19 protein-coding genes are annotated in these 25,316 nt (G+C 69.0%); 9 read left to right on the top strand and 10 right to left on the bottom strand.

Annotated features, from left to right (window positions below; translation table 11 throughout):
* Positions 1 to 2: 2 nt before the first annotated feature.
* The 6 genes from yidC to Q5762_RS21515 all read left to right on the top strand — a co-directional run bounded on the left by yidC (position 3) and on the right by Q5762_RS21515 (position 5,960).
* Positions 3 to 1,346: a membrane protein insertase YidC gene (gene yidC / locus Q5762_RS21490; protein WP_315893805.1), complete on the top strand. Its 1,344-nt coding sequence runs from the start codon at positions 3 to 5 to the stop codon at positions 1,344 to 1,346.
* A gap of 13 nt (positions 1,347 to 1,359) precedes the next feature.
* Positions 1,360 to 1,875, top strand: a complete 516-nt coding sequence (locus Q5762_RS21495) for a R3H domain-containing nucleic acid-binding protein (protein ID WP_315893806.1) — start codon at positions 1,360 to 1,362, stop codon at positions 1,873 to 1,875.
* 115 nt (positions 1,876 to 1,990) lie between these two features.
* Complete coding sequence (gene rsmG / locus Q5762_RS21500) at positions 1,991 to 2,707, top strand: 16S rRNA (guanine(527)-N(7))-methyltransferase RsmG (protein WP_315893807.1); 717 nt, start codon at positions 1,991 to 1,993, stop codon at positions 2,705 to 2,707.
* A 289-nt stretch (positions 2,708 to 2,996) separates the two neighbouring features.
* Complete coding sequence (locus tag Q5762_RS21505; RefSeq protein WP_315893835.1) at positions 2,997 to 4,073, top strand: ParA family protein; 1,077 nt, start codon at positions 2,997 to 2,999, stop codon at positions 4,071 to 4,073.
* Positions 4,070 to 5,179, top strand: coding sequence for a ParB/RepB/Spo0J family partition protein (locus tag Q5762_RS21510; protein WP_315893808.1), 1,110 nt, complete (start codon positions 4,070 to 4,072; stop codon positions 5,177 to 5,179). Before Q5762_RS21505 ends, Q5762_RS21510 begins: the two co-directional genes overlap by 4 nt.
* Positions 5,180 to 5,342: 163 nt before the next feature.
* Positions 5,343 to 5,960: a GNAT family N-acetyltransferase gene (locus tag Q5762_RS21515; protein ID WP_315893809.1), complete on the top strand. Its 618-nt coding sequence runs from the start codon at positions 5,343 to 5,345 to the stop codon at positions 5,958 to 5,960.
* 93 nt (positions 5,961 to 6,053) lie between these two features.
* Here Q5762_RS21515 and trxA read toward each other — a convergent pair whose 3' ends face one another.
* The 7 genes from trxA to Q5762_RS21550 form a co-directional block, all read right to left on the bottom strand.
* On the bottom strand, positions 6,054 to 6,383 hold the full coding sequence (gene trxA, locus Q5762_RS21520; protein ID WP_315893810.1) for a thioredoxin: 330 nt from the start codon (positions 6,381 to 6,383) through the stop codon (positions 6,054 to 6,056).
* Positions 6,384 to 6,421: 38 nt separating this feature from the next.
* The gene (trxB, locus tag Q5762_RS21525; RefSeq protein WP_315893811.1) at positions 6,422 to 7,387 is read right to left on the bottom strand and encodes a thioredoxin-disulfide reductase; all 966 of its coding nucleotides are present in this window, start codon (positions 7,385 to 7,387) and stop codon (positions 6,422 to 6,424) included.
* 125 nt (positions 7,388 to 7,512) lie between these two features.
* Entirely contained in the window at positions 7,513 to 8,424 is a 912-nt protein-coding gene (locus Q5762_RS21530) for a hypothetical protein (protein ID WP_315893812.1), read from the bottom strand.
* Positions 8,421 to 9,125 (bottom strand): RNA polymerase sigma factor SigM, encoded by a 705-nt coding sequence (sigM, locus tag Q5762_RS21535; RefSeq protein ID WP_315893813.1) that lies wholly within the window; start codon positions 9,123 to 9,125, stop codon positions 8,421 to 8,423. The genes Q5762_RS21530 and sigM overlap by 4 nt, the downstream gene beginning before the upstream one ends.
* A gap of 25 nt (positions 9,126 to 9,150) precedes the next feature.
* Entirely contained in the window at positions 9,151 to 10,857 is a 1,707-nt protein-coding gene (locus Q5762_RS21540) for a protein kinase family protein (RefSeq protein WP_315893814.1), read from the bottom strand.
* A gap of 118 nt (positions 10,858 to 10,975) precedes the next feature.
* On the bottom strand, positions 10,976 to 13,183 hold the full coding sequence (murJ, locus tag Q5762_RS21545) for a murein biosynthesis integral membrane protein MurJ (RefSeq protein ID WP_315893815.1): 2,208 nt from the start codon (positions 13,181 to 13,183) through the stop codon (positions 10,976 to 10,978).
* A gap of 45 nt (positions 13,184 to 13,228) precedes the next feature.
* Positions 13,229 to 15,517 (bottom strand): DUF6049 family protein, encoded by a 2,289-nt coding sequence (locus Q5762_RS21550; protein ID WP_315893816.1) that lies wholly within the window; start codon positions 15,515 to 15,517, stop codon positions 13,229 to 13,231.
* A 182-nt stretch (positions 15,518 to 15,699) separates the two neighbouring features.
* On the opposite strand from Q5762_RS21550, the gene Q5762_RS21555 reads away from it, so the two are divergent.
* The gene (locus Q5762_RS21555; protein WP_315893817.1) at positions 15,700 to 17,142 is read left to right on the top strand and encodes a CCA tRNA nucleotidyltransferase; all 1,443 of its coding nucleotides are present in this window, start codon (positions 15,700 to 15,702) and stop codon (positions 17,140 to 17,142) included.
* Between the two features lie 74 nt (positions 17,143 to 17,216).
* On the opposite strand, the gene Q5762_RS21560 is transcribed toward Q5762_RS21555, so the two are convergent.
* The 3 genes from Q5762_RS21560 to Q5762_RS21570 all read right to left on the bottom strand — a co-directional run bounded on the left by Q5762_RS21560 (position 17,217) and on the right by Q5762_RS21570 (position 20,375).
* The gene (locus Q5762_RS21560) at positions 17,217 to 18,476 is read right to left on the bottom strand and encodes an MFS transporter (protein ID WP_315893818.1); all 1,260 of its coding nucleotides are present in this window, start codon (positions 18,474 to 18,476) and stop codon (positions 17,217 to 17,219) included.
* A 77-nt stretch (positions 18,477 to 18,553) separates the two neighbouring features.
* A complete protein-coding gene (locus tag Q5762_RS21565) occupies positions 18,554 to 19,636 on the bottom strand; it encodes an inositol-3-phosphate synthase (protein WP_315893819.1) in 1,083 nt (360 codons plus the stop codon).
* Between the two features lie 49 nt (positions 19,637 to 19,685).
* Positions 19,686 to 20,375 (bottom strand): helix-turn-helix transcriptional regulator, encoded by a 690-nt coding sequence (locus Q5762_RS21570; RefSeq protein WP_315893820.1) that lies wholly within the window; start codon positions 20,373 to 20,375, stop codon positions 19,686 to 19,688.
* 369 nt (positions 20,376 to 20,744) lie between these two features.
* Between Q5762_RS21570 and Q5762_RS21575 the strand changes: the two genes are divergently transcribed.
* The gene (locus Q5762_RS21575; protein WP_315893821.1) at positions 20,745 to 23,489 is read left to right on the top strand and encodes a transglycosylase domain-containing protein; all 2,745 of its coding nucleotides are present in this window, start codon (positions 20,745 to 20,747) and stop codon (positions 23,487 to 23,489) included.
* A gap of 124 nt (positions 23,490 to 23,613) precedes the next feature.
* Positions 23,614 to 25,152 carry a glycosyltransferase 87 family protein gene (locus Q5762_RS21580; protein ID WP_315893822.1) on the top strand — a complete coding sequence of 513 codons (1,539 nt, stop codon included), beginning with the start codon at positions 23,614 to 23,616 and terminating at the stop codon, positions 25,150 to 25,152.
* The last annotated feature ends 164 nt before the right edge of the window (positions 25,153 to 25,316 follow it).

Genomic DNA, 25,316 nt, shown 5'->3' on the forward strand with positions numbered 1-25,316 from the left:
TAGTGGACACGATTGCCAATTTTTTCAGCTTCATCACCACACCTGTCTCATGGGTGATCGTCCAGTTCCACAAGCTGTACGGGGAGATTTTCGGCCCTGACACGGGCTGGGCCTGGGGCCTGTCGATCGTGTCCCTCGTGGTCCTGATCCGCATCTGTCTGATCCCGCTCTTCGTGAAGCAGATCAAGTCGACGCGGAACATGCAGGCGCTCCAGCCGAAGATGAAGGCGATCCAGGAGCGCTACAAGAGCGACAAGCAGCGTCAGTCCGAAGAGATGATGAAGCTGTACAAGGAGACGGGCACCAACCCGCTCTCCTCGTGCCTTCCCATCCTGGCGCAGTCGCCGTTCTTCTTCGCCCTGTACTCGGTGCTCTCCAGCATCGCCGAGGGCAAGACGATCGGTGTCATCAACCAGTCGCTGCTCGACAGCGCCCGTCAGGCGCACATCTTCGGTGCCCCGCTGGCGTCCACGTTCACGGACAGCGCCGCCGAGGTCGCCGCTCTCGACGCCTCGATCACGTCGGTCCGCATCGTGACCGCGATCATGATCGTCATGATGTCGGCCTCGCAGTTCTACACGCAGCGCCAGCTGATGATGAAGAACGTCGACCTCTCGGTGAAGACGCCGTACATGCAGCAGCAGAAGATGCTCATGTACATCTTCCCGCTGATCTTCGCCGTCATGGGCATCAACTTCCCCGTCGGTGTCCTCGTCTACTGGCTGACCACCAACGTGTGGACCATGGGCCAGCAGATGTACGTGATCAGCCAGAACCCCACCCCGGGCAGCAAGGCCCAGGACGCCTACCTCCAGCGCCTGCTGAAGAGCGTCGGGTCGCACGACGAGGTCCGCGGCCGCCGCCGGAAGAACGTGGTCAAGGCCATCGTCGCCAAGGGCGCGGACCGTAACGAGAACGAGCGCCGCTTCTTCTCGGGCCTGGCCAAGGCCGGCTTCGCCGCCCAGGCCGACGGCACCGTGATCAAGAGCGACACCGTCGCCGCCGAGGTGGAGGGCGGCGCCGCCGCCAAGCGTCAGCAGCCCAAGCGCCAGACCAAGGCGAAGCGCCACGCCGCGGCCCAGCACTCAGCGGCCAAGAGCGCCGAGGACTCCGCCGACACCGGCGACACCTCGGACACCGACGAGTCCGGTGAGAAGCCCACCACCTCGCTGGAGAAGAAGCCGCAGGGCGAGGCCAAGGAAGAGGCCAAGGATTCGGAGCAGGGCGACAAGCCCGCGCGGCCGAGGGCCAACTCCGGGGGTTCCCGCCAGGCCAAGTCCGGCCAGGGCAAGTCCGGTCAGCGCAAGGGCCAGCAGCGCCCGAAGCACCCGTCGTCCAAGAAGTAGAAGGAGTCCATCCGTGACGGAAGGCACCACCTCCGCGGCCGCCGCCGAGGGTGGCGACACCCTGACCCGCCTGGAGCAGGAGGGTGAGATCGCGGCCGACTACCTCGAAGGTCTGCTCGACATCGCCGACCTCGACGGCGACATCGACATGGACGTCGAGGCCGACCGGGCAGCGGTCTCGATCGTCAGCGACTCGAGCAGCCGTGACCTGCAGAAGCTTGTCGGCCGCGACGGCGAGGTGCTGGAGGCGCTCCAGGAACTGACCCGGCTGGCCGTGCACCGGGAGACCGGTGACCGCAGCCGGCTGATGCTCGACATCGACGGTTTCCGCGCCCAGAAGCGCACCGAGCTCGCCGAGATCGGTGCCAAGGCCGCGTCCGACGTGAAGTCGACCGGTGCCCCGGTCAAGCTGGACCCGATGACGCCGTTCGAGCGCAAGGTCGTGCACGACGCGGTTGCCGCCGCCGGTCTGCGCAGCGAGTCCGAGGGCGAGGAGCCGCAGCGCTTCGTCGTCGTACTCCCTGCCTGACCTCTCTCGCAGTGTCGGCCCCGTCTGCTCGCAGGCGGGGCCGATCTTGTCAGCCTGATAGTCAGCCACCACAGTGTGCGCGCACCCACGGGTGCGGTGCGGAAGGACGGTTCCCGTGACGGAGGCAGCGGAGCTCCCCCCTGCGCCCGAACAGGCGCGGACGGTTTTCGGCGAGTACTTCCCGGAGGCCGTCCGGTACGCGGAGCTCCTCGCGGACGCGGGCGTGAAGCGTGGGCTGATCGGCCCGCGTGAGGTTCCCCGTCTGTGGGAGCGGCACCTGTTGAACTGTGCCGTGCTCTCCGAGGTGGTGCCCGAGGGCGTCACCGTGTGCGACGTCGGCTCAGGGGCCGGGCTGCCGGGTATCCCGCTGGCCCTGGTGCGCCGGGATCTGAAGATCACCCTCCTGGAGCCGCTGCTGCGCCGGACGAACTTCCTCCAGGAGGTCGTGGAGCTGCTGGGCCTGGACCATGTGACCGTGGTCCGTGGCCGTGCCGAGGAGATGCTCGGCAAGCTCCCTCCGGTGCACGTCGTGACGGCGCGCGCCGTGGCGCCGCTGGACCGGCTGGCCGGCTGGGGCGTACCGCTGCTGCGTCCCTACGGCGAGATGCTGGCGCTCAAGGGAGACACGGCCGCGGAGGAGATCGACGGCGCACGCGCCGCGCTCTCCAAGCTCGGTGTGGTGGAGACCTCCGTGCTCCAGGTCGGTGAGGGCATCGTGGATCCGCTGTCGACTGTCGTCCGGGTGGAGGTCGGTGAGAGCCCGGGTGGTGTGAGGTTCGCCGCAAAGCGGGCCAAGGCCGCCCGCCCCAGCCGGGCCCACCGCCGTCGCTGAGCCGTCAACGCGGCGCGGGTGAGCTGTCAACGCTGCGTAATTGATCCGTAAAAGCTGCCATACGTACGTATTTCGGAGTGTCGAGCGGTCCTGGGTCGGCGGCGAGTGCATCGTGTTTCACGTGAAACGTCGCTCACTGCTGCAGGGGATCATCAGCCGCGGTCGCGCGGCTGCCGCGCCCAGGGACCGCAAACCCCTCACGAAACCCCTCGCGAGGGGGACGGGATTGTCCACAGAGGTGGATTCATCCACAGAACCACGGGCCTCGCTGGTTCACGACCCCGAAAGCATGGCAGGCTCTGTTCATCGCGAGCCTGAAGCCGAGGAGAGTGAATCCTTGCGGTCCGACGCCAACATCGCGGGACCGATGACCGATCCGGTCCCCGGTCCCCGAACCGAATCGGCGGGGGAGGATGTTTCACGTGAAACACCGCCCCCGATGGACGACACCCCCATTGGTCGTGCTGCCCAGCTGGCAGTAGAGACGCTGGGGCGTGCCGGCGAGGGTCTTCCCCGGCCTGCCCAGACACGCGTGATGGTGGTGGCGAATCAGAAGGGCGGAGTGGGCAAGACGACCACGACGGTCAATCTTGCTGCTTCCCTGGCGCTGCACGGTGCCCGTGTCCTGGTCATCGACCTCGACCCGCAGGGCAACGCCTCGACGGCCCTCGGTATCGACCACCACGCCGAAGTTCCTTCGATCTATGACGTCCTCGTGGAGAGCAAGCCGCTCTCCGACGTGGTGCAGCCCGTCCGGGATGTCGAAGGCCTCTTCTGTGCTCCGGCCACCATCGATCTCGCCGGTGCGGAGATCGAGCTCGTGTCCCTGGTGGCGCGGGAGAGCCGGCTCCAGCGAGCGATCCAGGCGTATGAGCAGCCCCTGGACTACATCCTGATCGACTGCCCGCCCTCGCTGGGACTGCTCACGGTCAACGCCATGGTGGCAGGCGCCGAGGTGCTGATTCCGATCCAGTGCGAGTATTACGCGCTGGAGGGCCTGGGCCAGCTCCTGCGGAACGTCGACCTGGTGCGCGGGCACCTGAACCCCGCGCTCCATGTCTCGACGATCCTGCTCACCATGTACGACGGCCGGACGAGGCTTGCCTCGCAGGTCGCCGACGAGGTGCGCAGCCACTTCGTCGAGGAGGTCCTGCGGACGAGCATCCCGAGGTCCGTGCGGATCTCGGAGGCGCCGAGCTACGGACAGACGGTCCTCACGTACGACCCGGGTTCCAGCGGTTCGCTGTCGTATCTGGAGGCGGCCCGGGAGATCGCACTGCGGGGCGTCGGTATCCACTACGACCCGCAGCACGGCCCTGTGGGCCACCAGAACAGCCAGCACAGCATGTCGGAGGGGATCCAGTGAGCGAGCGACGTAGGGGATTGGGGCGTGGGCTCGGTGCGCTGATCCCGGCTGCTCCCCAGGAGCGACAGGCAGCACCCGCCGTCGGTGTGGGGGCGGGGTCCGCCTCGCCCGGGGCCATCCCGGCGCTGTCGTCGGACCGAGGGGTGGCCGCCGCGAAGGTGGCGACCCTTCCGCAGAGCCCGCAGTCCCCGGACTCCGTGGTGCCGGTGGTCGAGGCCGAGGTGGTGGTGGAGACCGAGTCTCCGGCCGGTGCGCACTTCGCCGAGCTGCCGCTGGACTTCATCACGCCCAACCCGCGGCAGCCGCGTGAGGTCTTCGACGAGGACGCTCTGGCGGAGCTGGTCACCTCCATCAAGGAGGTCGGTCTGCTGCAGCCCGTCGTCGTACGGCAGCTGGCAGCCGAGCGCTATGAACTGATCATGGGTGAGCGCCGCTGGCGGGCCTGCCGTGAGGCCGGCCTGGAGCGCATCCCCGCGATCGTCCGGGCCACGGAGGACGACAAGCTTCTCCTGGACGCGCTCCTGGAGAACCTCCACCGGGCGCAGCTGAACCCGCTGGAGGAGGCTGCGGCCTACGACCAGCTCCTCAAGGACTTCAACTGCACCCATGACCAGCTGGCCGACCGGATCGGACGGTCACGTCCGCAGGTCTCCAACACGCTGCGTCTGCTGCGTCTCTCCCCGCCGGTCCAGCGGCGCGTCGCCGCGGGTGTGCTCTCCGCCGGTCATGCGCGGGCCCTGCTCTCCGTGGAGGACCCGGAGGCGCAGGACAAGCTGGCGTACCGGATCGTGGCCGAGGGGCTGTCGGTGCGTGCGGTCGAGGAGATCGTGACGCTGATGGGCTCCGAGCCCAGCGCCACGACCAAGCCGAAGGGGCCGCGGGCGGGCGCGCGTGTTTCGCCGGCGCTCACGGGTCTGGCCTCGCGGCTCTCGGACCGCTTCGAGACCCGGGTGAAGGTCGACCTGGGGCAGAAGAAGGGCAAGATCGTCGTCGAGTTCGCCTCGATCGAGGATCTGGACCGCATCCTCTCGACCCTCGCGCCCGGTGAAGAGTGTGTCCTGGATCAGGGGAACACCGAGCAGAGCGAGGAAGACGCCGAGAGCTGACCCTCCGTCGGCGCCTCCGCGACCTCAGGGCGGGCCGTGATCCGGTGAGAACCGGAACACGGCCCGCCCTTTGCCTGCGTGCGGTATCGCCCTGATCGCCCCATGGATACGATTCTGAGAGGCGTATCCGTGCGCGATGGCCGTGGGAAGCGAGGGAGCAGCCGTGGGGCGTCGGCTCGTACCGCTCACTCTGGACAACCTGCCGGACCTTCCCAAGCGATGTCGCTCCTGTGTGTTCTGGGAGCTGGACCCGGTGAGTGGGGAAGCCGCGGTGAAGGCGGGCCGGCCGGAGCTGGAGAAGGAGGCCTGGATCTCTGCGGTGCTGCTGGAGTGGGGGTCCTGCGGTCGGGTGGTCTACGTCGACGAGGTGCCGGTGGGCTTCGTGCTCTACGCGCCGCCCGCGTATGTGCCGCGGTCCATGGCTTTTCCCACGAGTCCGGTCTCCGCGGACGCGGTGCAGTTGATGACGGCCTGGATCATGCCGGGCTATCAGGGGCAGGGACTCGGCCGGGTGATGGTGCAGACCGTCGCCAAGGACCTTCTGCGTCGTGGCTTCAAGGCGATCGAGGCCTTCGGGGACGCACGGTGGAAGGAACCGGCCTGCGTACTGCCGGCCGACCATCTCACAGCGGTGGGGTTCAAGACCGTCCGGCCGCACCCCAACCATCCACGGCTGAGGCTGGAACTCCGGACGACCCTGTCGTGGAAGGAAGACGTGGAACTGGCCCTGGACCGGCTCCTGGGCGCCGTCCAGAAGGAGCCTGCGCTGCGGCCCTTGTAGTGGGGGTGTGGTGAACGCGGAACGGCCCGCCTCCTTCTGGAGACGGGCCGTTCGTGTTTCACGTGAAACAACGGAGGCTTCGGGCCTATGTGGTTACTTCGCGATGAAGTCCGCGAGGTCGCGCTCGATGGCCGCCTTCGGCTTCGCACCGACGATCGTCTTCACGACCTCGCCACCCTGGTAGACGTTGAGCGTCGGGATCGACATGACGCCGTACTTGGCAGCCGTACCCGGGTTCTCGTCGATGTTGAGCTTCACGACCTGGATCCCATCGTGCTCGGCCGCGATGGCCTCCAGCGACGGGGCGATCTGGCGGCACGGGCCGCACCAGGCAGCCCAGAAGTCCACGAGGACGGGCTTGTCGCTCTTGAGGACGACCTCGTCGAAGTCGGCGTCGGTCACGTTCTTCAGGGTGCCGGCCACGGCAACCTCCCTTTGCTATGCGGGTGTGAGTGGTGGGGTCAGACCGCAGGGGTCTCGGCGAGCTTCTCGCTGTCGGCGAGGGCCGCAAGGAAGCGCTCGGCGTCGAGCGCGGCGGAGCAACCGGTGCCGGCGGCGGTGATCGCCTGGCGGTAGGTGTGGTCGACGACGTCACCGGCTCCGAAGACACCGGAGAGGTTCGTGCGCGTCGACGGGGCGTCGACCTTGAGGTAGCCCTCGTCGTCCAGTTCCAGCTGGCCCTTGAAGAGCTCGGTGCGCGGGTCGTGGCCCACGGCGATGAACAGACCGGTCACCGGCAGCTCGCTGGTCTCACCCGTCTTGGTGTTGCGCAGGGTCAGACTGGCGAGCTTCTGGTCTCCGTGGATCTCGGCGACCTCGCTGTCCCAGGCGAACTTGATCTTCGGGTCGGCGAAGGCGCGCTCCTGCATCGCCTTCGAGGCGCGCAGGGAGTCACGGCGGTGGACGATCGTGACGGACTTGGCGAAGCGCGACAGGAAGGTGGCCTCCTCCATCGCGGTGTCGCCACCGCCGACGACGGCGATGTCCTGGTCCTTGAAGAAGAAGCCGTCGCAGGTCGCGCACCAGGAGACGCCGCGCCCGGAGAGCACGTCCTCCTTGGGAAGACCGAGCTTGCGGTGCTGGGAGCCGGTCGTGACGATGACGGCCTTCGCGCGGTGCACGGTGCCGGCGGTGTCGGTGACGGTCTTGATCTCGCCGGTCAGGTCCACGGCGACGATGTCGTCCGGCACCAGCTCCGCGCCGAACCGCTCGGCCTGGGCGCGCATGTTGTCCATCAGGTCCGGACCCATGATGCCGTCACGGAAGCCGGGGAAGTTCTCCACGTCGGTCGTGTTCATCAGCGCGCCACCAGCGGTGACGGCACCCTCGAAGACCAGCGGCTTCAGCGACGCGCGCGCCGTGTAGAGCGCAGCGGTGTAACCCGCGGGCCCGGAGCCGATGATGATCACGTTACGGACGTCGCTCACGGGTTTCTTCCTCGTCTCTGCAGACTGCCACTACCTACGGGGCGGTCGGATCGGTGACTCTCACCCCACCCAACGGATCCTACGGGGCGAGCATTCCCGAGACCGACGCCTGGCACGGCGAGGAGTCAGGGGCGAGGGTAGGTCTGCATCAGGAGAACCTCGGCCTTGCCCTTTCGGGCATCGTCGGCGCAGGAGGAGTCCAGGACATAGGCCCGCACGTGGGTGCCCTCGGTCCCCTCGGGCAACAGCAGGAGATAGGCCGGCGTTCCCTGGTAGTCGCCCAGCTGGAATGCCAGTACCGCGTCGGGGCGGCCGGTGCCTGCCTTGACGCACTCGGGCAGGGACGGGGCCGTGTTCCGCGCTGGAGCGTCGCCACTGTCCTCGGACAGCGACTTCGGCTGGGGCTCCCCGGGCGCCTTCAGGCTGTCCGGTCGGAGCAGCTCCTGAACCTGGGCCTCCACCGTGCGGCCGTCGAACCGTTCGGTGCCGACACCGCTCGCGGCGGTGTCGGTCTTCTTGTCGGCCGATTCGCCGCCGGTGAGCGTCTGCAGGCCTCCCTGAGTGAGGAAGAGGCTCATGCCAAGCGCTGCGGCGCCCAGGGCCGCACCGAGAGCCGCGATCCGGCGACGCCGGGGCCGAGGGCGCCCGGGACCGGTGGCGGCGCGAGGGTGGCCGACAGGACGGTCTGCGACCGGTGCGGGCGACGCGACGGGTTGGGTGGGACGCTCGCTCGCTGTTTCACGTGAAACATGCGGGCCGATGTCGGGGGTGGTGGCGTTGAGCAGCGCCTCGGCGGCCAGGGCGGCATCGATGCGGCCGGCGATGTCGGCGGGCATCCGGGGCGGGCCGGGGAGGGTGCCGAGCAGACCGCGGATCTCCACCAGGGAGGTCCGGACGTCCGCGCAGAGGGAACAGCCCTCGATGTGCCGACGGACAGCTGCCGTACGGGACGGCGAGAGCAGCCCCTCGGTCAGGTCGGAGATCTCCGAGACGTCCGGGTGCTGTGCTGTGTCGGCCCTGCCGGTCGTGGAAGTCACGCGCGCCCACCTCCGCCCTTCACAGCAGCCGGCCCATTCGGTCCGGTATCCGATGGCCCCGACACCCGTGGGACGGATGTCCCCGGCGTCCGGTTCCTTCCCCGGTCAGGGCCCTCGTTACCCACGGTGTCGGCGCGCAGATGGCTGACCATGGGGAGGAGCCTGGCCCGTCCGCGCGAACAGCGGCTCTTCACCGTTCCGGTGGGGACGTTCAGGATGCGGGCGGCCTCCGCCACGGGGTAGCCCTGCATGTCCACGAGAACGAGGGCGGCCCGTTGGTCGGCGGGAAGCGTGGCGAGGGCAGCCAACAGCTCGCGGTGGAGGTCCTGGCGCTCGGCGGGGGCCTCGGCCGACTCGGCGGGTTCGAGGAGCTGCTCGAACCTGGCGGTGTCGTCCATGGGGGAGGTCTTGCGGGAGGCGGCCTTGCGGGCACGGTCGAGGCAGGCGTTCACCGTGATGCGGTGCAGCCAGGTCGTGACGGCCGACTGGCCACGGAAGGTATGCGCGGCCCGGAACGCGGAGACAAGGGCGTCCTGGAGGGCGTCAGCGGCCTCCTCGCGGTCGCCCAGCGTCCGTAGCGCCACCGCCCACAGTCGATCGCGGTGGCGCCGTACGAGCTCACCGAAGGCGTCGGGGTCGCCGGCGACATGGCGCGCCAGGAGGTCCTGGTCGCTGATGCCGCTGCCTATGGCTTCGTCCAACGGTGAGCCCCCTCCCCCGGTGCCGTCAGCTGGTGATCTTGATGTCCGTGACCTTGCCGCGGTAACCGCCGCCGCTGCCGGGCAGGTCGGTCAGCCAGACGAGAACGTAGCGCGTCTTCACGGCCTTGTCGGCCGTGAGGGCGACCTGTGTACCGGAGCCCGAGGCGACGGTGGTGTAGGCGCCCGGTGCCGTGGGCCGGGACGAGGCGCTCTCGGGCGCTGTCCGCAGCTGCACGGAGGTGTTGCCCTGGAAGGTGACCTCCACCTTGGAGACCTGCTGGACCGTGCCGAGGTCCAGGACGAGGCCCACGCCTTCCTTCAGCCTGCCGAAGTTCGAGTACCCGTAGTAGATGGACGTCTGCCAGGAGGTGGCGGGGTTGCCGTCGAAGGCATTCCCTATCTCCGACGGGGTCTCGGCGCCGTCGCCCTGCGGGTCGAAGTCGCTCGCACCGGTGATCGTGACCGGCTTGCCTGTCTCGGGCTGCTTCTCGTCCTCGTTGTCCTGCGGCTGCGTGGTCTGCGGGGTCTCCTTGTTCTTGCCCTGGTCGAGCAGCCGGTCCGCGATCTGCCAGCTGCCCAGGCCCAGGGCGGCGATCAGGAGCGCCGACACGGCCCACTTCAGTGCCCTGCCGGTGCGGCTCTCCAGCGGGGCGGGAGGCGCCATCACGGGTTGGGCGGCCGTGACGCCCGGGCGGGGCTGGGGGCGGCCGTAGGTGCCCTGCTGGTAGGTCGTGCGCTGGTAGTCGGGCGGAGTGGGGAACTCGGGCTCCGGCGGGCGGATGCGGGGCATCGCCGCCACGGCCTTGGCCAACTCGTCCGGGGTGGTGCAGGGCGGCTCCTGGCGCGAGGCGGTGGCGCCGTCGTTGGCCAGCGCGCGCATCGCGATCTCGGACAGCCCGCGGTGAACCCCGGCCCGTACCTGGTCGGGCGCGAGCAGGCCGACACCCTTGGGGAGTCCGGACAGGCCGTAGGCGTCGCTCTCGTACGGCCAGCGCTGGGTCAGCGCCGCGTAGAGCAAGGCGCCGATCGCCTCGGTGTCCGTGCGCTGGGGGCGTTCGGCGCTGATGCCCCGCAGCGCCGCGTTCACGGCCAGGCCGCGAATCCGGTACTGGCCCGTGGAGCTGCGCAGGACTGCGCTGGGGGTGAGACGGAGATGGGCCAGGCCTTCGCGGTGCGCGGCGGCCATGGCCTGGGAGACCTGGCTGACGAGCTGATACGCGTCGTGCGGCTCCAGCGGACCGGCGGCGAGCAGTGCCGTCAGCTCGGTGGAGTCGGGAAGCCACTCGTGCACCACGTACACGAGGTCGTTCTCCTCGACGGCGTCGAGGACCTGGACGAACCGGGGGTCTCCGAGCAGCGCCGCCGAGCGGGCCGCCGCGAGGACCGAACGGGCCCGCGGGTGGTCGGCCGGCAGCAGGTGCACGCCGACGGCACGCCGAAGCTTCTCGTCGACGGCACGCCAACTGCTGAAGCCGTCCAGACGAGTGACGCACTCCTCCAGGCGGTAACGCCTGGCCAACTTGTGGCCGCTGTGCAGCTCGGGAGTCTCGATGGAAGGCTGTTCGCCGTTCTGCCGCTTGCCGGCCTTGTCCTCTGTGACCTCGGCGGACTGCTCCACCGTGTCCTGCGCTTCCGCCACCCCGTCGGTCGCGGCCGTTTCCGCCTTGGCGGTCAGCGGGTCGTCACCGCTGTTGTCGGCCACGTCGACGGCAGCCGTGCTACGTTCCGCCACCGTCGTTCCTGCCTCCCCATCCATTGCGCCACATCCAACAGCCATGCCAATTGTGCCCACAGTCGGCCGCTATGCACGACACGCGGCGGCCGACGATGGTTGTGCGGGGGACGGATTCCTAACGTCCCAGGCGCCCACGGACCATACCGACCATGGAGTTCAGCTCCGCGATCCGCATCCGCTTGGCCGCCACGAAGAAGACTCCGAGCAGGACCACGCCGCCGACGAGCAGGGCCACGAGCGAGCCGAGGGCGTCTTCGCCGAGGAGCTTCAACAGGCCGAAGCCCACGGCGCCGGCCACGATCGCGGCAGGCAGCGAGGCGAGGCAGAGACGGGCGTAGGTCCGCATGATGTGGGTGCCGTCCAGGTCGCCGCCGAGCCGGTTGCGCAGCCTGCGCCAGGCGACGCCGACGCCGACGGCGTAGGCCAGACCGTACGAGGCGGCCATGCCGACGACGGCCCACTGGGCCGGAAGCACGAAGTAACAGGCCGCCGAGGCAGCCGCGTTGACCGCCGCGACGATGACCGTGTTGTAGAACGGCGTCCGGGTGTCCTCATAGGCGTAGAAGCCGCGCAGGACGACGTACTGGACCGAGTACGGGATGAGGCCGAGACCGAAGGCCATGAGGATGAAGCCCATGCCCTGTGCGGCCTGGACGCCGCTGGAGGCGTAGAGCAGGGTGCACATCGGGACACCGAGTGCCAGGAAGGCGAAGGCGACCGGGACGATCGCGACGGCCGAGTTCCGCAGACCCTGTGAGATGTCGTCGCGGACGGCGCCGGGGTCGTTGTCGTGGGCGGCGCGGGAGATCCGGGGCAGCAGGGCGGCCATGACCGAGACGGTGATGATGGCCTGCGGCATGCCCCAGATCAGCTGGGCGTTGGAGTACGCCAGGAAGCCCGCGCCGTTCTTGCCGGACTCCTCACCCGCCGCGGTGGCGAGCTGGGTCACGACGAGCACACCCGCCTGGTTGGCGAGGACGAACAGCACGGTCCACTTGGCGAGTTTGACCGTCTTGCCGAGGCCGTGGCCCTTCCAGTCGAAGCGGGGTCGGAAGCGGAAGCCCGTCTCGCGGAGGTAGGGGATCATTGCCAGCGCCTGGACCGCCAGGCCGAGCAGGGTGCCGATGCCGAGCAGGCGGATGCCGTCGTCGGGGATCGTCTGCACACCCATGTGGGATTCGGCGGAGGTGCCGTAGACCCAGATGAACAGGCCGAACGTGACGATCATGACGATGTTGTTGAGGACCGGGGTCCACATCATCGCGCCGAACTTGCCCCGGGCGTTGAGGATCTGACCCATCACCACGTGCACGCCCATGAAGAAGATCGTGGGCAGGCAGTAGCGGGCGAAGGTCACGGCGACGCTGTTGGCCGCGGCGTCGTCGGCGATCGTGTTCGACATCAGCCGGATCAGTAGTGGGGCCGCGAAGACGGCGGCGATCACGATCAGGCCGAGCGCCACCATGACCAGGGTCAGCAGCCGGTTGGCGTAGGCCTCGCCGCCGTCGTCGTCGTTCTTCATCGAGCGGACGAGCTGGGGGACGAACACCGAGTTGAGGCCGCCGCCGACGGTGAGGATGTAGATCATCGTCGGCAGGGTGTAGGCGATGGTGAAGGTGTCACCGAGCAGGGCGGCGCCGAGCGCGCCGGTGATGACCAGGCTTCGGACGAAGCCGGTGAGGCGCGAGACCAGGGTGCCGGCCGCCATCACCGCGCTGGACTTCAGCAGCCCGGAGGCGCGGCCGGACTTCTTCGGGGCGGGGGCGGGCATCGGATTCGGCTCCGGAGCGGGCGGGGGCACCTGGCCGGGGGTCTGCTGGTCCCGGTAGAGGTGGGCGAAGGCGTCCGGCTCGGGCTGCTCGTCGCCGGCCCGGGTCACGAGATCGTCCACGCCGGTGAACTGGACCGTGCGGGCGTCGTCGCCGTAGGGCAGGTGGCGCGAGGGGCCGTCCGGCTCCGGGGCCGGCGTCTGGGCCCACACCCGGGGGTCCGGGGCGTGCTGGGGCGCCGCGGGCTGCTGGTAGAGCGGCTGCGGTTCCTGGTAGGTGCCCGGCGGGGGCGGGGGGTGGGCGGCGCGGTCGTAGAGCGCCTCGGTCACCGGGTCCTGCGCGGAGAGATCCCGTGCCTGGTAGGGGTCGTGGGTGTAGGCGTCCTGGACGTAGGGGTCCTGGGCGTACTGGTTCTGGGCGTACGGGTCCGGGGCGGGCTGCTGCGGCGGCGGGACCGGCGGTTGGCCGGGTCCCGGGGCTGCCGCGGGCGTTCCACCGGACGGCTCGGTGCCGCCCTGGCCGTGGCCGCGGTCACCGTCGTACGGCGCGTTCATGGTTACCCCACCTCATCGTCCCCGGCCGACCGGCCACGACATCGCTCAACGGTCCACTTTCTCACCCGGGCCGGACGGGTCACCGCTTTCGTGACCGGTGTCCGGTGTCGGGTCACTCGGCTGCTCGGGATCGTCGTCCTCCGCGGCCTCCGCCTCGGCGTTTCGGGCGGCCGCGCGCTTGCGCTTGGTGTACATCCGGGCTCCGGCGAGGACCAGGAGCAGCACACCGCCGGCGATGACCAGCATCACGGTCGGGGTGATCTCGGAGACCTTCACGGTGAAGGTCATCGGCTCTCCGTACGGTGTGCCGTCCTTGGTGAACAGCTGGGCCGTCATCGGCACCGGACCGTTGGCGTTGGCCGAGGCGTTGAACTTCACGGACTGGCTGTGTCCGGCGCCGATCTTGACCGGGAGCTCGGCGACGGCGTCTCCGTCGTTGAGCTTCAGTCGGGTCTTGTTGCCGGACGTCAGCCTCAGCACGAGGTCGTCGACGTCCTGCAGCAGCTTGTTCTGGACGGTCACCGGGATGGTGGCGCTGCGGCCGGAGAGCGTGAGGTCCGACTTGTCGATCAGCTGTACCTCGCGGGTGAGGCTCTTGAGGTACTCGTGGACCGTGATCCGGTACAGCGCGGCGGCGGGGGCCTGGCCACGCCAGGACGTGGACATCTCGCGGCTGATCGCGTTGCCGAAGGGGGTCACCACACGGTCGGACTGGGTGAGGATGACCTTGAAGTCGTCCAGATCCGCGCGGGTGTCCTTCATGTCACGGAAGGCCTCGACCGGAAGTTCCTGCTTGCGCAGCTGCTGCGGATAGCGGGAGCCGCGCGGCACCTTGGTGCTGGCGTCCGGGTCGGGCTTCACGGCGGCGGCCGCGATCAGATCGAGGGGCTGTGTCCAGCGCTGGGACGACAGACCGCGCAGTGCGGTCGCCATGGTCTGTGCCTGCGACGCGGTCGGCATCCGCTGGGGCGCGACCACGATGCTGCGGCGCTGGTCGGGCTGTTCCAGGGTGACCGCGAGCGACTGGGCCAGGAACTCCTGGACGGCCAGGGTGGAGTTCCCCGCGGGGAGCATGTCGCCCTCGAAGGCCGTCGAGAGGTAGGCGTCGCTGACGACGGCGGTGGTGCCGCCGCCGATGGGGCGTGCCGCCGTCGGCGTGTACGGAAGGTCGTCCCGGAAGCTGTCGCTGCGGGCGAGCACCTTGTGTGCGCCGGCCGAGGTCGCGACATCCATGATCGCGGGGTCGACGGCCCCGTCCACGGGCCAGGAGAAGTCGGTGGACGGCTTCACATGGAGGATGGTCTCCACGGTCGTCCCGGCCAGCTCCGTCGCCGACTGGAGGTGGCCCAGGGAGCCGGGGACGTCCTTGCCACGGTGGGCGAGCGATGCGAGGTCGGGGTCGGCGAACGGCAGGGCGACGACCTTGCGCCCCACCACGGCCTTCTGTAGCGCGTCCAGCCACTGCTTCGCGACGGCCTGATTCCGGCCGGGCACCGTACCCGTGCCGTCCTTGACCTGGTAGCTCTTCGTCATGGCGTCGACGGTGGCCAGCAGGTCGGGGTCGATCACCCAGGTGACGGGGAGCTCCTTGCCCAGCGTGACCATGTGGTCCAGGCGCCCGCCCGGGGCGAGCTCGGCGGCCAGGTCGTCGTTCTCGAAGACCGGTGTCTGCTGGTCGTCGGTGCCGGTCTGGGCCGAGACACGGGCCGAGGAGATCAGCGGCCAGAGGTAGGTGAGCTGGGTCTTCTTCTCCGCTGCCTCGGGCTGGTAGGGGAGGAAGGTCCGCTTGATCCCGAGCACGCGCCGGCCGGTCTGGGCGGAGGTCTGGCCCGCGAGGGAGACGCCCAGCTGGTAGACGCCTTCGTCGTCGAGGCCCAGCTTGTCAACGGGGACGGAGAGCTTGAACTCCTTGCTCAGACCGGCCGCCAGCCGGGGGATCTTGACCGTGTAGCGCCCACCGAGGGGAGAAGGATCACTCCCGGGGCGGAAGCCGGTACGGCCCGAGACCTCCTCGATCTCGCTCCGGCTCGTCATCCGGGGGCCGACCCTGACGTCCACCGTCGCATCGGTGACGGTCGCCTTGCCCTTGTTGGTCACCGTCCCGGAGAGGTTGACCGTGTCACCCTCCACCGGGGCACCCGGCGTGAGCGTGTCGAGAGACACATCGACGGTTCGCGAGCCGGTGGCGTCCTCGGCCGCGACGGCCGGCGAGGCCACGGCGCCCTGAAGGAGCCCGGCGAGCAGCGGCGCTCCGGCAAGGAGGGACGCTGTCCGCCGCAGCCACCGACGCGCAGGTGAGGGAAGGGTCCCCTGGATGTCCGCCGCCTCGGCCACGCGTTCGCCCGTCCTCGTCGTATCAGTGGTGCGGGTGGTTCCCCGTTGCTGTGTCCACGCATGGTAACGAGGCACGCTGGGAGCAAGTGCCGGGGACTGCTCCAGCCGATGGTGACGAGGCGGTCGCTCCGGGGCAAAAACCGGGACGCTGCCGGGGGCCGGGGCACGTACCCTTTTCTGTTGTGCCGAACGCCAACGAAGACACCCCGACTGCACTGAGCCAGGTGCAACGCCGCGCGGTCAGTGAACTACTGCGCGTCTCCCCTGTCGCCGACGACCTCGCCGTCCGTTTCCAGGAGGCAGGGTTCAGCCTCGCGCTGGTCGGCGGCTCGGTACGGGACGCGTTGCTCGGACGACTCGGCAACGATCTCGACTTCACGACCGATGCCCGGCCCGAGGACGTCCTCAAGATCGTCCGGCCGTGGGCCGACTCGGTCTGGGAGGTGGGGATCGCCTTCGGCACGGTCGGCTGCCAGAAGAGCGGCTACCAGATCGAGGTGACGACGTACCGCTCCGAGGCGTACGACCGCACCTCGCGCAAGCCCGAGGTCTCCTACGGCGACTCCATCGAGGAGGACCTCGTCCGCCGTGACTTCACCGTCAACGCGATGGCCGTGGCTCTGCCGGAGAAGGAGTTCATCGACCCGCACGGCGGTCTCGATGATCTCGCCGAGCGGGTGCTCCGTACCCCCGGAACGCCGGAGGAGTCGTTCTCGGACGACCCGCTGCGCATGATGCGTGCCGCCCGCTTCGCGGCCCAGCTCGACTTCGAGGTGGCCCCCGAGGTCGTCACGGCGATGACGGAGATGGCCGGCCGTCTGGAGATCGTCTCCGCCGAGCGGGTCCGTGAGGAACTCAACAAGCTGCTGCTCTCGGCCCACCCCCGCAAGGGGCTCGGTCTGCTCGTCGACACGGGCCTCGCCGCCTACGTGCTCCCGGAGCTTCCGTCGCTGCGGCTGGAGAGCGACGAGCATCACCGGCACAAGGACGTCTACGAGCACTCCCTGACCGTCCTCGAGCAGGCGATCGACCTGGAGGAGGACGGGCCGGACCTCGTGCTGCGCCTGGCCGCACTGCTGCACGACATCGGCAAGCCGCGCACCCGCCGCTTCGAGAAGGACGGTCGCGTCTCGTTCCACCACCACGAGGTGGTCGGCGCGAAGATGACCAAGAAGCGAATGACGGCGCTGAAGTACTCGAACGAGATGATCAAGGACGTCTCGCGTCTGGTGGAGCTGCACTTGCGCTTCCACGGATACGGGACCGGGGAGTGGACCGACTCCGCCGTCCGCCGCTATGTGCGGGACGCCGGCCCTCTCCTCTCGCGACTCCACAAGCTGACCCGCTCGGACTGCACGACCCGGAACAAGCGCAAGGCCGGTGCCCTCTCGCGCGCCTACGACGGGCTCGAGGATCGGATCGCGCAGCTTCAGGAGCAGGAGGAGCTGGACTCGATCCGACCTGATCTGGACGGCAACCAGATCCAGGAGATCCTCGGGATCCGCCCCGGCCCCGCTGTCGGGCAGGCGTACAAGTTCCTCCTGGAGCTGCGCCTGGAGAACGGGCCCATGGAGCACGAGGCGGCGGTGGCCGCCCTCAAGGAGTGGTGGGCGACGCAGGGCTGACCCGGGGCGGTCGATGTTTCACGTGAAACATCGACCGGGCGGCGCGATGGAGGGGTGATGTTTCACGTGAAACATCACCCCTCCTTCCGTCGGCGCCACAGCATCAACGCGGTCGCGGCGTACACCACGGCGACCATCACGACGACCGGGACGGACCGACCGTCGGGCGGCAGCATCAGCGCCGCGACCGCGGCCGCACCCACGAAGGCGACGTTGAAGAGCGTGTCGTAGAGGGCGAAGACCCGTCCGCGGTAGGCGTCGTCCACGGACATCTGCACGACCGTGTCCGTCGCGATCTTGGCGCCCTGGGTGACGAGCCCGAGGAGGAGGGCCGCCACCATCATCGGGCTCTGCGCGAAGGGCAGCCCCAGCGCGGGCTCCAGAACGGCTGCCGAACCCGCGCACACGATCATCCAGCCGAAGGGGCCGAGGCGCCCGATCGCCCAGGGCGAGACGACCGCGGCCACGAAGAATCCCGCTCCGGAGGCGGCGACGGCGAGCCCCAGCAGCGCGAGCCCCTCCGACTCCGTGGTGCTCCAGGCGTAGCGGCAGAGCATCAGCACGCTCACCGTGAGCGCGCCGTAGCAGAAGCGCATCAGGGTCACAGCCGCCAGCGCGCGGGCCGCGGGCCGCCGCTCGGCCAGATGGCGCAACCCCGCCAGGAGGCCACGGGCCGTCGAGGCGAGGGCGGCCCCCAGCCGGGGCTGGACCTCCTCCGGGTCGGGGCCGAGGAGGTCCCGGGGCATCCGCAGGGAGGCCAGGGCGGAGCAGAGATAGAGGAGGGCGCCGAGCGCCACGACCGCGGCGTCGGAGTCCTCGGACAGGAGCCGGACTCCGAAGGCCAGCCCACCGCCCGCCGTCGCGGCCACGGTGCCGGCGGTCGGGGACAGGGAGTTGGCGATGACCAGCCGCTCGTCGTCCACGACCCGGGGCAGCGCCGCCGAGAGTCCCGCGAGGACGAAGCGGTTGACGGCCGTCACCGACAGAGCGGAGGCGTAGAAGAGCCAGTCCGGTACGGAGGCCAGCATCAGCACCGCCGTACCGCAGGCGAGGAGGGTCCGCAGCAGGTTTCCGTAGAGGAAGACCTGGCGGCGCTGCCAGCGGTCCAGCAGCACGCCGGCGAAGGGTCCGACCACGGAGTACGGCAGGAGCAGCACGGCCATGGCGGAGGCGATGGCCGCAGGTGAGGTCTCCTTCTCGGGGGAGAAGACGACGTACGTGGCCAGCGCCACCTGGTACACGCCGTCGGCGCACTGGGAGAGCAGTCGGACGGCGAGGAGACGGCGGAAGTTCGTCAGGCGCAGGAGTACGCGCAGATCACGTACGACGGGCATGGCAGCAAGACTCACATACGAAGAGGGCCCCCGGGCGAAAGACCGGGGACCCTCGATCGACGAAGTGGATCAGCGCCTCAGCGCTCGACCTCGCCCTTGATGAACTTCTCGACGTTGGCGAAGGCCTCGTCGTCGAAGTACTGCACCGGCGGGGACTTCATGAAGTACGAGGACGCGGAGAGGATCGGGCCACCGATGCCGCGGTCCTTGGCGATCTTCGCGGCACGAAGCGCGTCGATGATGACACCGGCCGAGTTCGGGGAGTCCCAGACCTCGAGCTTGTACTCCAGGTTCAGCGGAACGTCACCGAAGGCGCGACCCTCAAGGCGGACGTACGCCCACTTGCGGTCGTCCAGCCAGGCCACGTAGTCCGACGGACCGATGTGGACGTTCTTCTCGCCCAGCTCACGGTCGGGGATCTGCGACGTGACGGCCTGGGTCTTCGAGATCTTCTTCGACTCGAGGCGGTCGCGCTCCAGCATGTTCTTGAAGTCCATGTTGCCGCCGACGTTGAGCTGCATGGTGCGCTCAAGACGGACACCGCGGTCCTCGAACAGCTTCGCCATCACACGGTGCGTGATGGTCGCGCCGACCTGGGACTTGATGTCGTCACCGACGATCGGGACACCGGCCTCGGTGAACTTGTCCGCCCACTCCTTGGTGCCGGCGATGAAGACCGGGAGGGCGTTGACGAAGCCGACCTTGGCGTCGATGGCGCACTGGGCGTAGAACTTCGCGGCGTCCTCGGAGCCCACGGGCAGGTAGCAGACGAGCACGTCGACCTGCTTGTCCTTGAGGACCTGCACGATGTCGACGGGGGCCTCGGCGGACTCCTCGATCGTCATGCGGTAGTACTTGCCGAGCCCGTCCAGGGTGTGGCCGCGCTGGACCGTGACGCCCGTGTTCGGGACGTCGCAGATTTTGATCGTGTTGTTCTCGCTGGCGCCGATGGCGTCGGAGAGGTCGAGGCCGACCTTCTTGGCGTCGACGTCGAAGGCGGCGACGAACTCGACGTCACCGACGTGGTAGTCGCCGAACTGGACGTGCATCAGGCCGGGCACCTTGGTCGCCGGGTCGGCGTCCTTGTAGTACTCGACGCCCTGCACCAGCGAGGCGGCGCAGTTGCCCACGCCTACGATGGCTACGCGAACCGAACCCATTTCCGGTTGCTCCCTGTGTGATCGTGGAAACCCTGCGGGATGCAGGGATTCACTTGGCGGTGTCGTCGGACGGATCCGGCCGGGTACTGCCCCCGTGCCGGGGCAGACCGCCCGTTTCTCCAGAATCGTTGTCGTGCTGAGCGGCGCCCTCGGGGGCGTCGGGACCGGATCGCTGATCCCGTCCCGCCCGCTCGCTCTCGATGAGCTCGTTCAGCCAGCGCACTTCGCGCTCCACGGACTCCATTCCGTGGCGCTGCAGCTCAAGGGTGTAGTCGTCGAGGCGCTCGCGCGTGCGGGCCAGAGAGGCGCGCATCTTCTCCAGGCGCTCCTCCAGCCGGCTGCGGCGGCCCTCCAGGACCCGCATCCGCACCTCACGCTCGGTCTGACCGAAGAAGGCGAAGCGGGCGGCGAAGTGTTCGTCCTCCCAGGTGTCCGGGCCGGTGTGGGAGAGGAGCTCCTCGAAGTGCTCCTTACCTTCGGCCGTCAACCGGTAGACGATCTTGGCGCGGCGTCCTGCGAGTGAAGCGGCGAGAGCGTCCTCGGGGGCGCTGCCGGGTTCTTCGATCAACCAGCCGCTGGCGACCAGCGTCTTGAGGCAGGGATAGAGCGTCCCGTAGCTGAAGGCCCGGAAGATGCCCAGCGAGGTGTTGAGCCGCTTGCGCAGCTCGTACCCGTGCATCGGCGCTTCGCGGAGCAGGCCGAGGACGGCGAACTCAAGGATTCCCGAGCGCCTGCTCATCCGTCGCCCTCCTCTGCTCTCGGGTGCCTTATGCCGTGCTGATGTATCGACTCGATACATCCAGACGATAGAACGGCGTCACTGCTGCGACAAGTGGGGCCACCGTGACCGGCGTCACATCGTCAATTCACAGCAATCGACTTGCCTGATTTGGGGTGAACTTCGGCCCTAGGAGGGTTTTGGCCGTGCGTAGTCTGTGCGGCATGCAGTCCACCGGGAACCGAGCGACGCCACAGAGCGTCAGTGCTCCGGGTGACCGGCTGCGGTACGGAGGGACCTTTGGTGAGGTCCGGCCGTACGCATTTCGGGGGGACCGGAACTCAACTGCCGCTTCCAGGCGTACGCGCCTGCCCGAGGAGTAGTCGTTCGATGAGCGAGCATCGTCGCAAAATGCCGCAGTCGCAGCCGCCGAGTGGCGGCCGCGCGGCGGCCCGGCGCGCCGCCCAGCAGCCCATGGGCCGCCGGTCGGCCCAAGGAAGGGACGCCAGTACCGGCTCCCCTTCGTCTGGGTACGGAGAGGAGCCCACCTATGGTGGGCGGGCGGAGGCCCGTCGCGCTGCCCAGCGCGGAGGCCGTCGGCGTGCACCTGACGGCGGCGCGGGCGCCCACGGCGGTGGCGGCCACGGAGGTGGCGGCCGGCGCAGCGGTGGCGGCGGCGGTGGACAGGGTGGCCCGGGTCGTGGCCGTGGGGGTGGCCGTCCGCCCGGCAAGAAGCGGCTGATCGACTACCCGCGCTACGACAAGTACGGCTGGCGCCGCTGGGTGCCGTCCTGGAAGCTCGTCTCCGGGCTCTGCCTGGCGTTGCTCGGCGGCCTGATGGGCGCGGCGACGCTCGCGTACGCGTGGGTGGACATCCCGAACGAGGATCTGGCCGCCAAGGCGCAGAACAACGTCTACTACTGGTCCGACGGCTCCCAGATGGCCGCGACCGGTGGTGAGGTCAACCGCCAGATCGTCGGCATCGGCGAGATCCCCCGCCACATGCAGAACGCGGTGGTCTCCGCGGAGAACAAGACCTTCTGGAGCGACTCCGGCGTCGACCCGATGGGCATCACCCGGGCCGTGTGGAACATGGCCAAGGGCGGGGAGACGCAGGGTGGCTCGACCATCACCCAGCAGTATGTGAAGAACAACCGCCTCGCCGACCAGCGCCAGACCCTGAGCCGCAAGGTGAAGGAGCTGTTCATCTCGATCCGGGTCGGCAGCGACCTCGACAAGAACGAGATCATGGCGGGCTACCTGAACACCGCGTACTACGGACGCGGTGCCTACGGCATTCAGGCCGCGGCCCGGACGTACTTCGCGAAGGACTCAGCGGACCTCAACGTCAGCGAGTCCGCCTTCCTCGCCTCGCTGCTCAAGGGCGCGACCTACTACGACCCGGCCGGCTCCCCCGAGGTCGACCCCAAGGCGACCGCCGAGGCGAACCTGAAGCGGGCCACCGTACGGTGGGCGTGGATCCTCGACGAGATGGTCAAGGACGGCCACCTCGACCCGGCGGACCGGGCGAAGTACCCGGACTTCCCCAAGGTGCAGCCGCTGAAGAAGAACGCCCAGCTCACCGGCCAGATCGGCTATCTGGTGAGCACGGCCAAGGCCAACTTCATCAACAACTACCCGGGGATGGACGAGAAGAAGCTCGCCGAGGGCGGCTACGAGATCCACACGACCTTCGACAAGAAGAAGGTCAAGGCTCTCGAAGACTCCATCAAGAAGGTCTACGACGAGAACATCGACCCGAAGAAGCGGCCGAAGACGGACACGAACGTCCAGTTCGGCGGCGCCTCGGTCGACCCGAAGACCGGTGAGATCGTCGCCATCTACGGCGGCACCGACGCCACCAAGCACTTCACCAACAACGCCGACCAGACCGGTGCGCAGGTCGGATCGACGTTCAAGCCGTTCGTGCTGGCCGCGGCGATGGAGTACGGCGTCCGGGACCCGGAAGGGGACAAGGTCCAGGACTCGACCACCCGGACGATCGTCGACCCGAACAAGAGCCGCTACTCCGGCAAGAACAAGCTGAAGATCAAGAACTACGACGGGACGGTCTGGCAGAACGAGGAGGGCGAGGAGTGGCTGCAGGTCAACGACAATGACGCCAGCTACGGCCCGATGAGCCTGCGCGAGGCGATGATCCGCTCCGCCAACTCGCCCTATGTGCAGCTCGGCATGGACATCGGCATCGACGAGGTCCGTGAGACGGCCGTCAAGGCCGGTCTGCGCGAGAGCTCGCTGGTCAAGGCCAACGTGCCCTCGTTCTCCCTCGGCATCTCCGACCCGAGCGCGATCCGGATGGCCGGCGCGTACGCGACCTTCGCGAACAACGGGGAGCGCAACGACCCGTTCTCCGTGAAGGAGGTCAGGGAGAAGGGCCGGTCCATCTACAAGCACGAGACGAAGACCGAGCGGGCCTTCTCCTCCGCGATCGCCAGCAACGTCACCGACGTCCTGCGTGATGTCGTCGAGAACCCGAAGGGCACCGGCCGCAAGGCCGCCATCCCGGGCCGGGACGTGGCCGGCAAGACCGGTACCACCGACGGCAACAACTCCGCCTGGTTCGTGGGGTACACGCCGAACCTGTCGACCGCGATCGACATGTACCGCTTCGACGACGACGAGTCCAAGAAGGGTCGCAAGTTCGAGTCGATGTTCGGTACCGGCGCCCAGCCCAAGATCCACGGTTCGTCCTTCCCGTCGCAGATCTGGAAGGAGTACATGACCGACGCGCTGTCGGGCATGGACAAGGAGTCGTTCCCGGAGCCGGAGGACCTGGACGCGAAGCCCGTCTTCGGTGGTGGCGCCGCCAGCCCCACGCCGACGCCGACGGCGACCCCGTCGCAGACGCCGTCGCCGACCATCACCCCGTCGCAGACGCCTTCGTCGACGCCCAGCAGCACGCCGAGCACGGGTGAGTCCTGTGGCGTGTGGGACTGGCCGTGCCAGGACAACGGCGGTCAGAACGGTGGCCAGGACGGCGGCCAGGACGGCGGCCAGGTCGGCGGATCGAGCGGGACACCGACGACTCCGACGACTCCGACGTCACCGACGCCGACGGAGACCGACACCGGCAAACCGGGCAGGCCCGGTGGAACCTGGCTGGGCAGCGAGTGACCCACTCGCCGGGCTCCGCCCGGTGAGGCCCTGAGGGCCGTCGTATCCGACACGTACGCACACGTACGCCGACGGGTACGGCGGCCCTCACCGTTTCCCAGGGTGGTACGGCAGGATGTCCCCCATGCCGAGCCTCCACAAGACGAGTCCGCAGCGGGACCGGCCGCCGAAGCCTGCGGTGGTGTGCCCCACCCATCGCGACGAGGTCGCCGCGGCGGGCAGCGAACTGATCGGTGGCCCGGCCGGCCGCCGGGCCCTGCTCGGCCGCGGGCCGATCACCCCGGTACGGGTGATCGCACTGGTGGCCATCGGGATGTTTGCGCTCGGCATGGTGCAGAAGATCCCCTGTTACGACTGGGCCTGGTTCCGGGGCAGCGCGTCGCAGTACACCCACGCCTGCTACTCGGACATCCCGCACCTCTTCGCCGGACGCGGCTTCGCCGAGGGCCTGGTCCCGTACTTCGACCGGCTGAGCGGCGACATAGAGTTCCTGGAGTACCCGGTCCTCACGGGGCTGTTCATGGAGGTCGCGGCCTGGCTCACGCCCGGTGGCAGCGACCTGGTGCACCGCGAGCAGGTCTACTGGATGGTCAACGCGGCCATGCTGATGGTCTGCGCGGCCGTCATGGCCGTCTGTGTGGCCCGTACGCACCGCCGCCGGCCCTGGGACGGCCTCCTGGTCGCCCTGGCCCCCGCGTTCGCGCTCACGGCAACCATCAACTGGGACCTGCTGGCCGTGGCGCTGACCTCGGCCGCCGTGCTGATGTGGTCGCGGGCCCGTCCGCTCGCGTTCGGGGTCCTGCTGGGCCTGGCGATCGCCGCCAAGTTCTATCCCTTCCTGCTCCTCTGGCCGCTGCTCCTGCTCTGCTGGCGCGCGTCGCGATGGCGGGAGTTCGGTGCGGCGCTGCTCGGCGTGGCAGGCGCGTGGCTGGTGGTGAACCTGCCGGTGATGCTGCTCGCGCCCGAGGGGTGGAAGCAGTTCTACACGTTCAACGAAGAGCGGAACGTCGACTTCGGGTCGCTCTGGCTGCTCATCAGCCAGCGCACCGGCGAGCAGATCACGCCCGGTGACGCGAACACGTACACGGCAGTGCTGATGGTGCTCGCCGGGGTGGGACTCGCCTTCCTGGCGTTGACGGCACCGCGCCGGCCCCGGTTCGTGCAGCTCGCGTTCCTGGTCGTGGCCGCGTTCGTGCTGACCAACAAGGTCTACTCGCCGCAGTACGTGCTGTGGCTCATCCCCCTCGCCGCCCTGGCCCGGCCGCGCTGGCGGGACTTCCTGATCTGGCAGGCGTGCGAGGTCATGTACTTCCTGGGGATCTGGATGTACCTGGCCTTCACCACCAGCGGCAACAAGCAGGGCCTGCCGACGGACGGCTACCACTTCGCGATCGTCCTGCACCTGCTCGGCACGCTCTACCTGTGCGCCATGGTCGTGCGCGACATCCTGGCGCCCGAACGGGACGTGGTGCGGCAGGACGGCTCGGACGACCCCTCAGGGGGCGTCCTGGACGGTGCTGAGGACGTCTTCGTACGGGGCAGGGCCGCGCACCCGGCCCGGCACGCGGCCCCGGCCGTGGAGGGGCCGCGCGTGGAGTGGGGAGTGCCCCGGGTCCAGCCGGTCCCCCGGGACGGTGCCCCTGGGGACCGTTCTGCGCTCTAGCGCCAACGCCGTTCAGTTAGGGCGGGGCCGGGGCGTCAAGGGCTGCTCGTGAGCATGGTGATGTTGATGGTGGCTTTGTAGGTGGTGCGGTCGATGGCGGGTCCGCGTGCGTTGTATTTGGAGATCGCTCGTTTGACGATGCGGTCTTTGGTGCGGATCCGCCG

Source organism: Streptomyces sp. P9(2023) (genome assembly GCF_032436795.1).
In the GTDB taxonomy this organism is placed as follows: Bacteria; Actinomycetota; Actinomycetes; order Streptomycetales; family Streptomycetaceae; genus Streptomyces.

Bases quoted from the DNA above. Each gene is read 5' to 3' on its own strand.
- Q5762_RS21560 (WP_315893818.1), bottom strand. From the start codon at position 18,476: ATGCCCGTCGTACGTGATCTGCGCGTACTCCTGCGCCTGACGAACTTC.
- Q5762_RS21575 (WP_315893821.1), top strand. From the start codon at position 20,745: ATGAGCGAGCATCGTCGCAAAATGCCGCAGTCGCAGCCGCCGAGTGGC.
- murJ (WP_315893815.1), bottom strand. From the start codon at position 13,183: ATGAACGCGCCGTACGACGGTGACCGCGGCCACGGCCAGGGCGGCACC.
- Q5762_RS21570 (WP_315893820.1), bottom strand. From the start codon at position 20,375: ATGAGCAGGCGCTCGGGAATCCTTGAGTTCGCCGTCCTCGGCCTGCTC.
- Q5762_RS21580 (WP_315893822.1), top strand. From the start codon at position 23,614: ATGCCGAGCCTCCACAAGACGAGTCCGCAGCGGGACCGGCCGCCGAAG.
- Q5762_RS21565 (WP_315893819.1), bottom strand. From the start codon at position 19,636: ATGGGTTCGGTTCGCGTAGCCATCGTAGGCGTGGGCAACTGCGCCGCC.
- Q5762_RS21505 (WP_315893835.1), top strand. From the start codon at position 2,997: ATGGCAGGCTCTGTTCATCGCGAGCCTGAAGCCGAGGAGAGTGAATCC.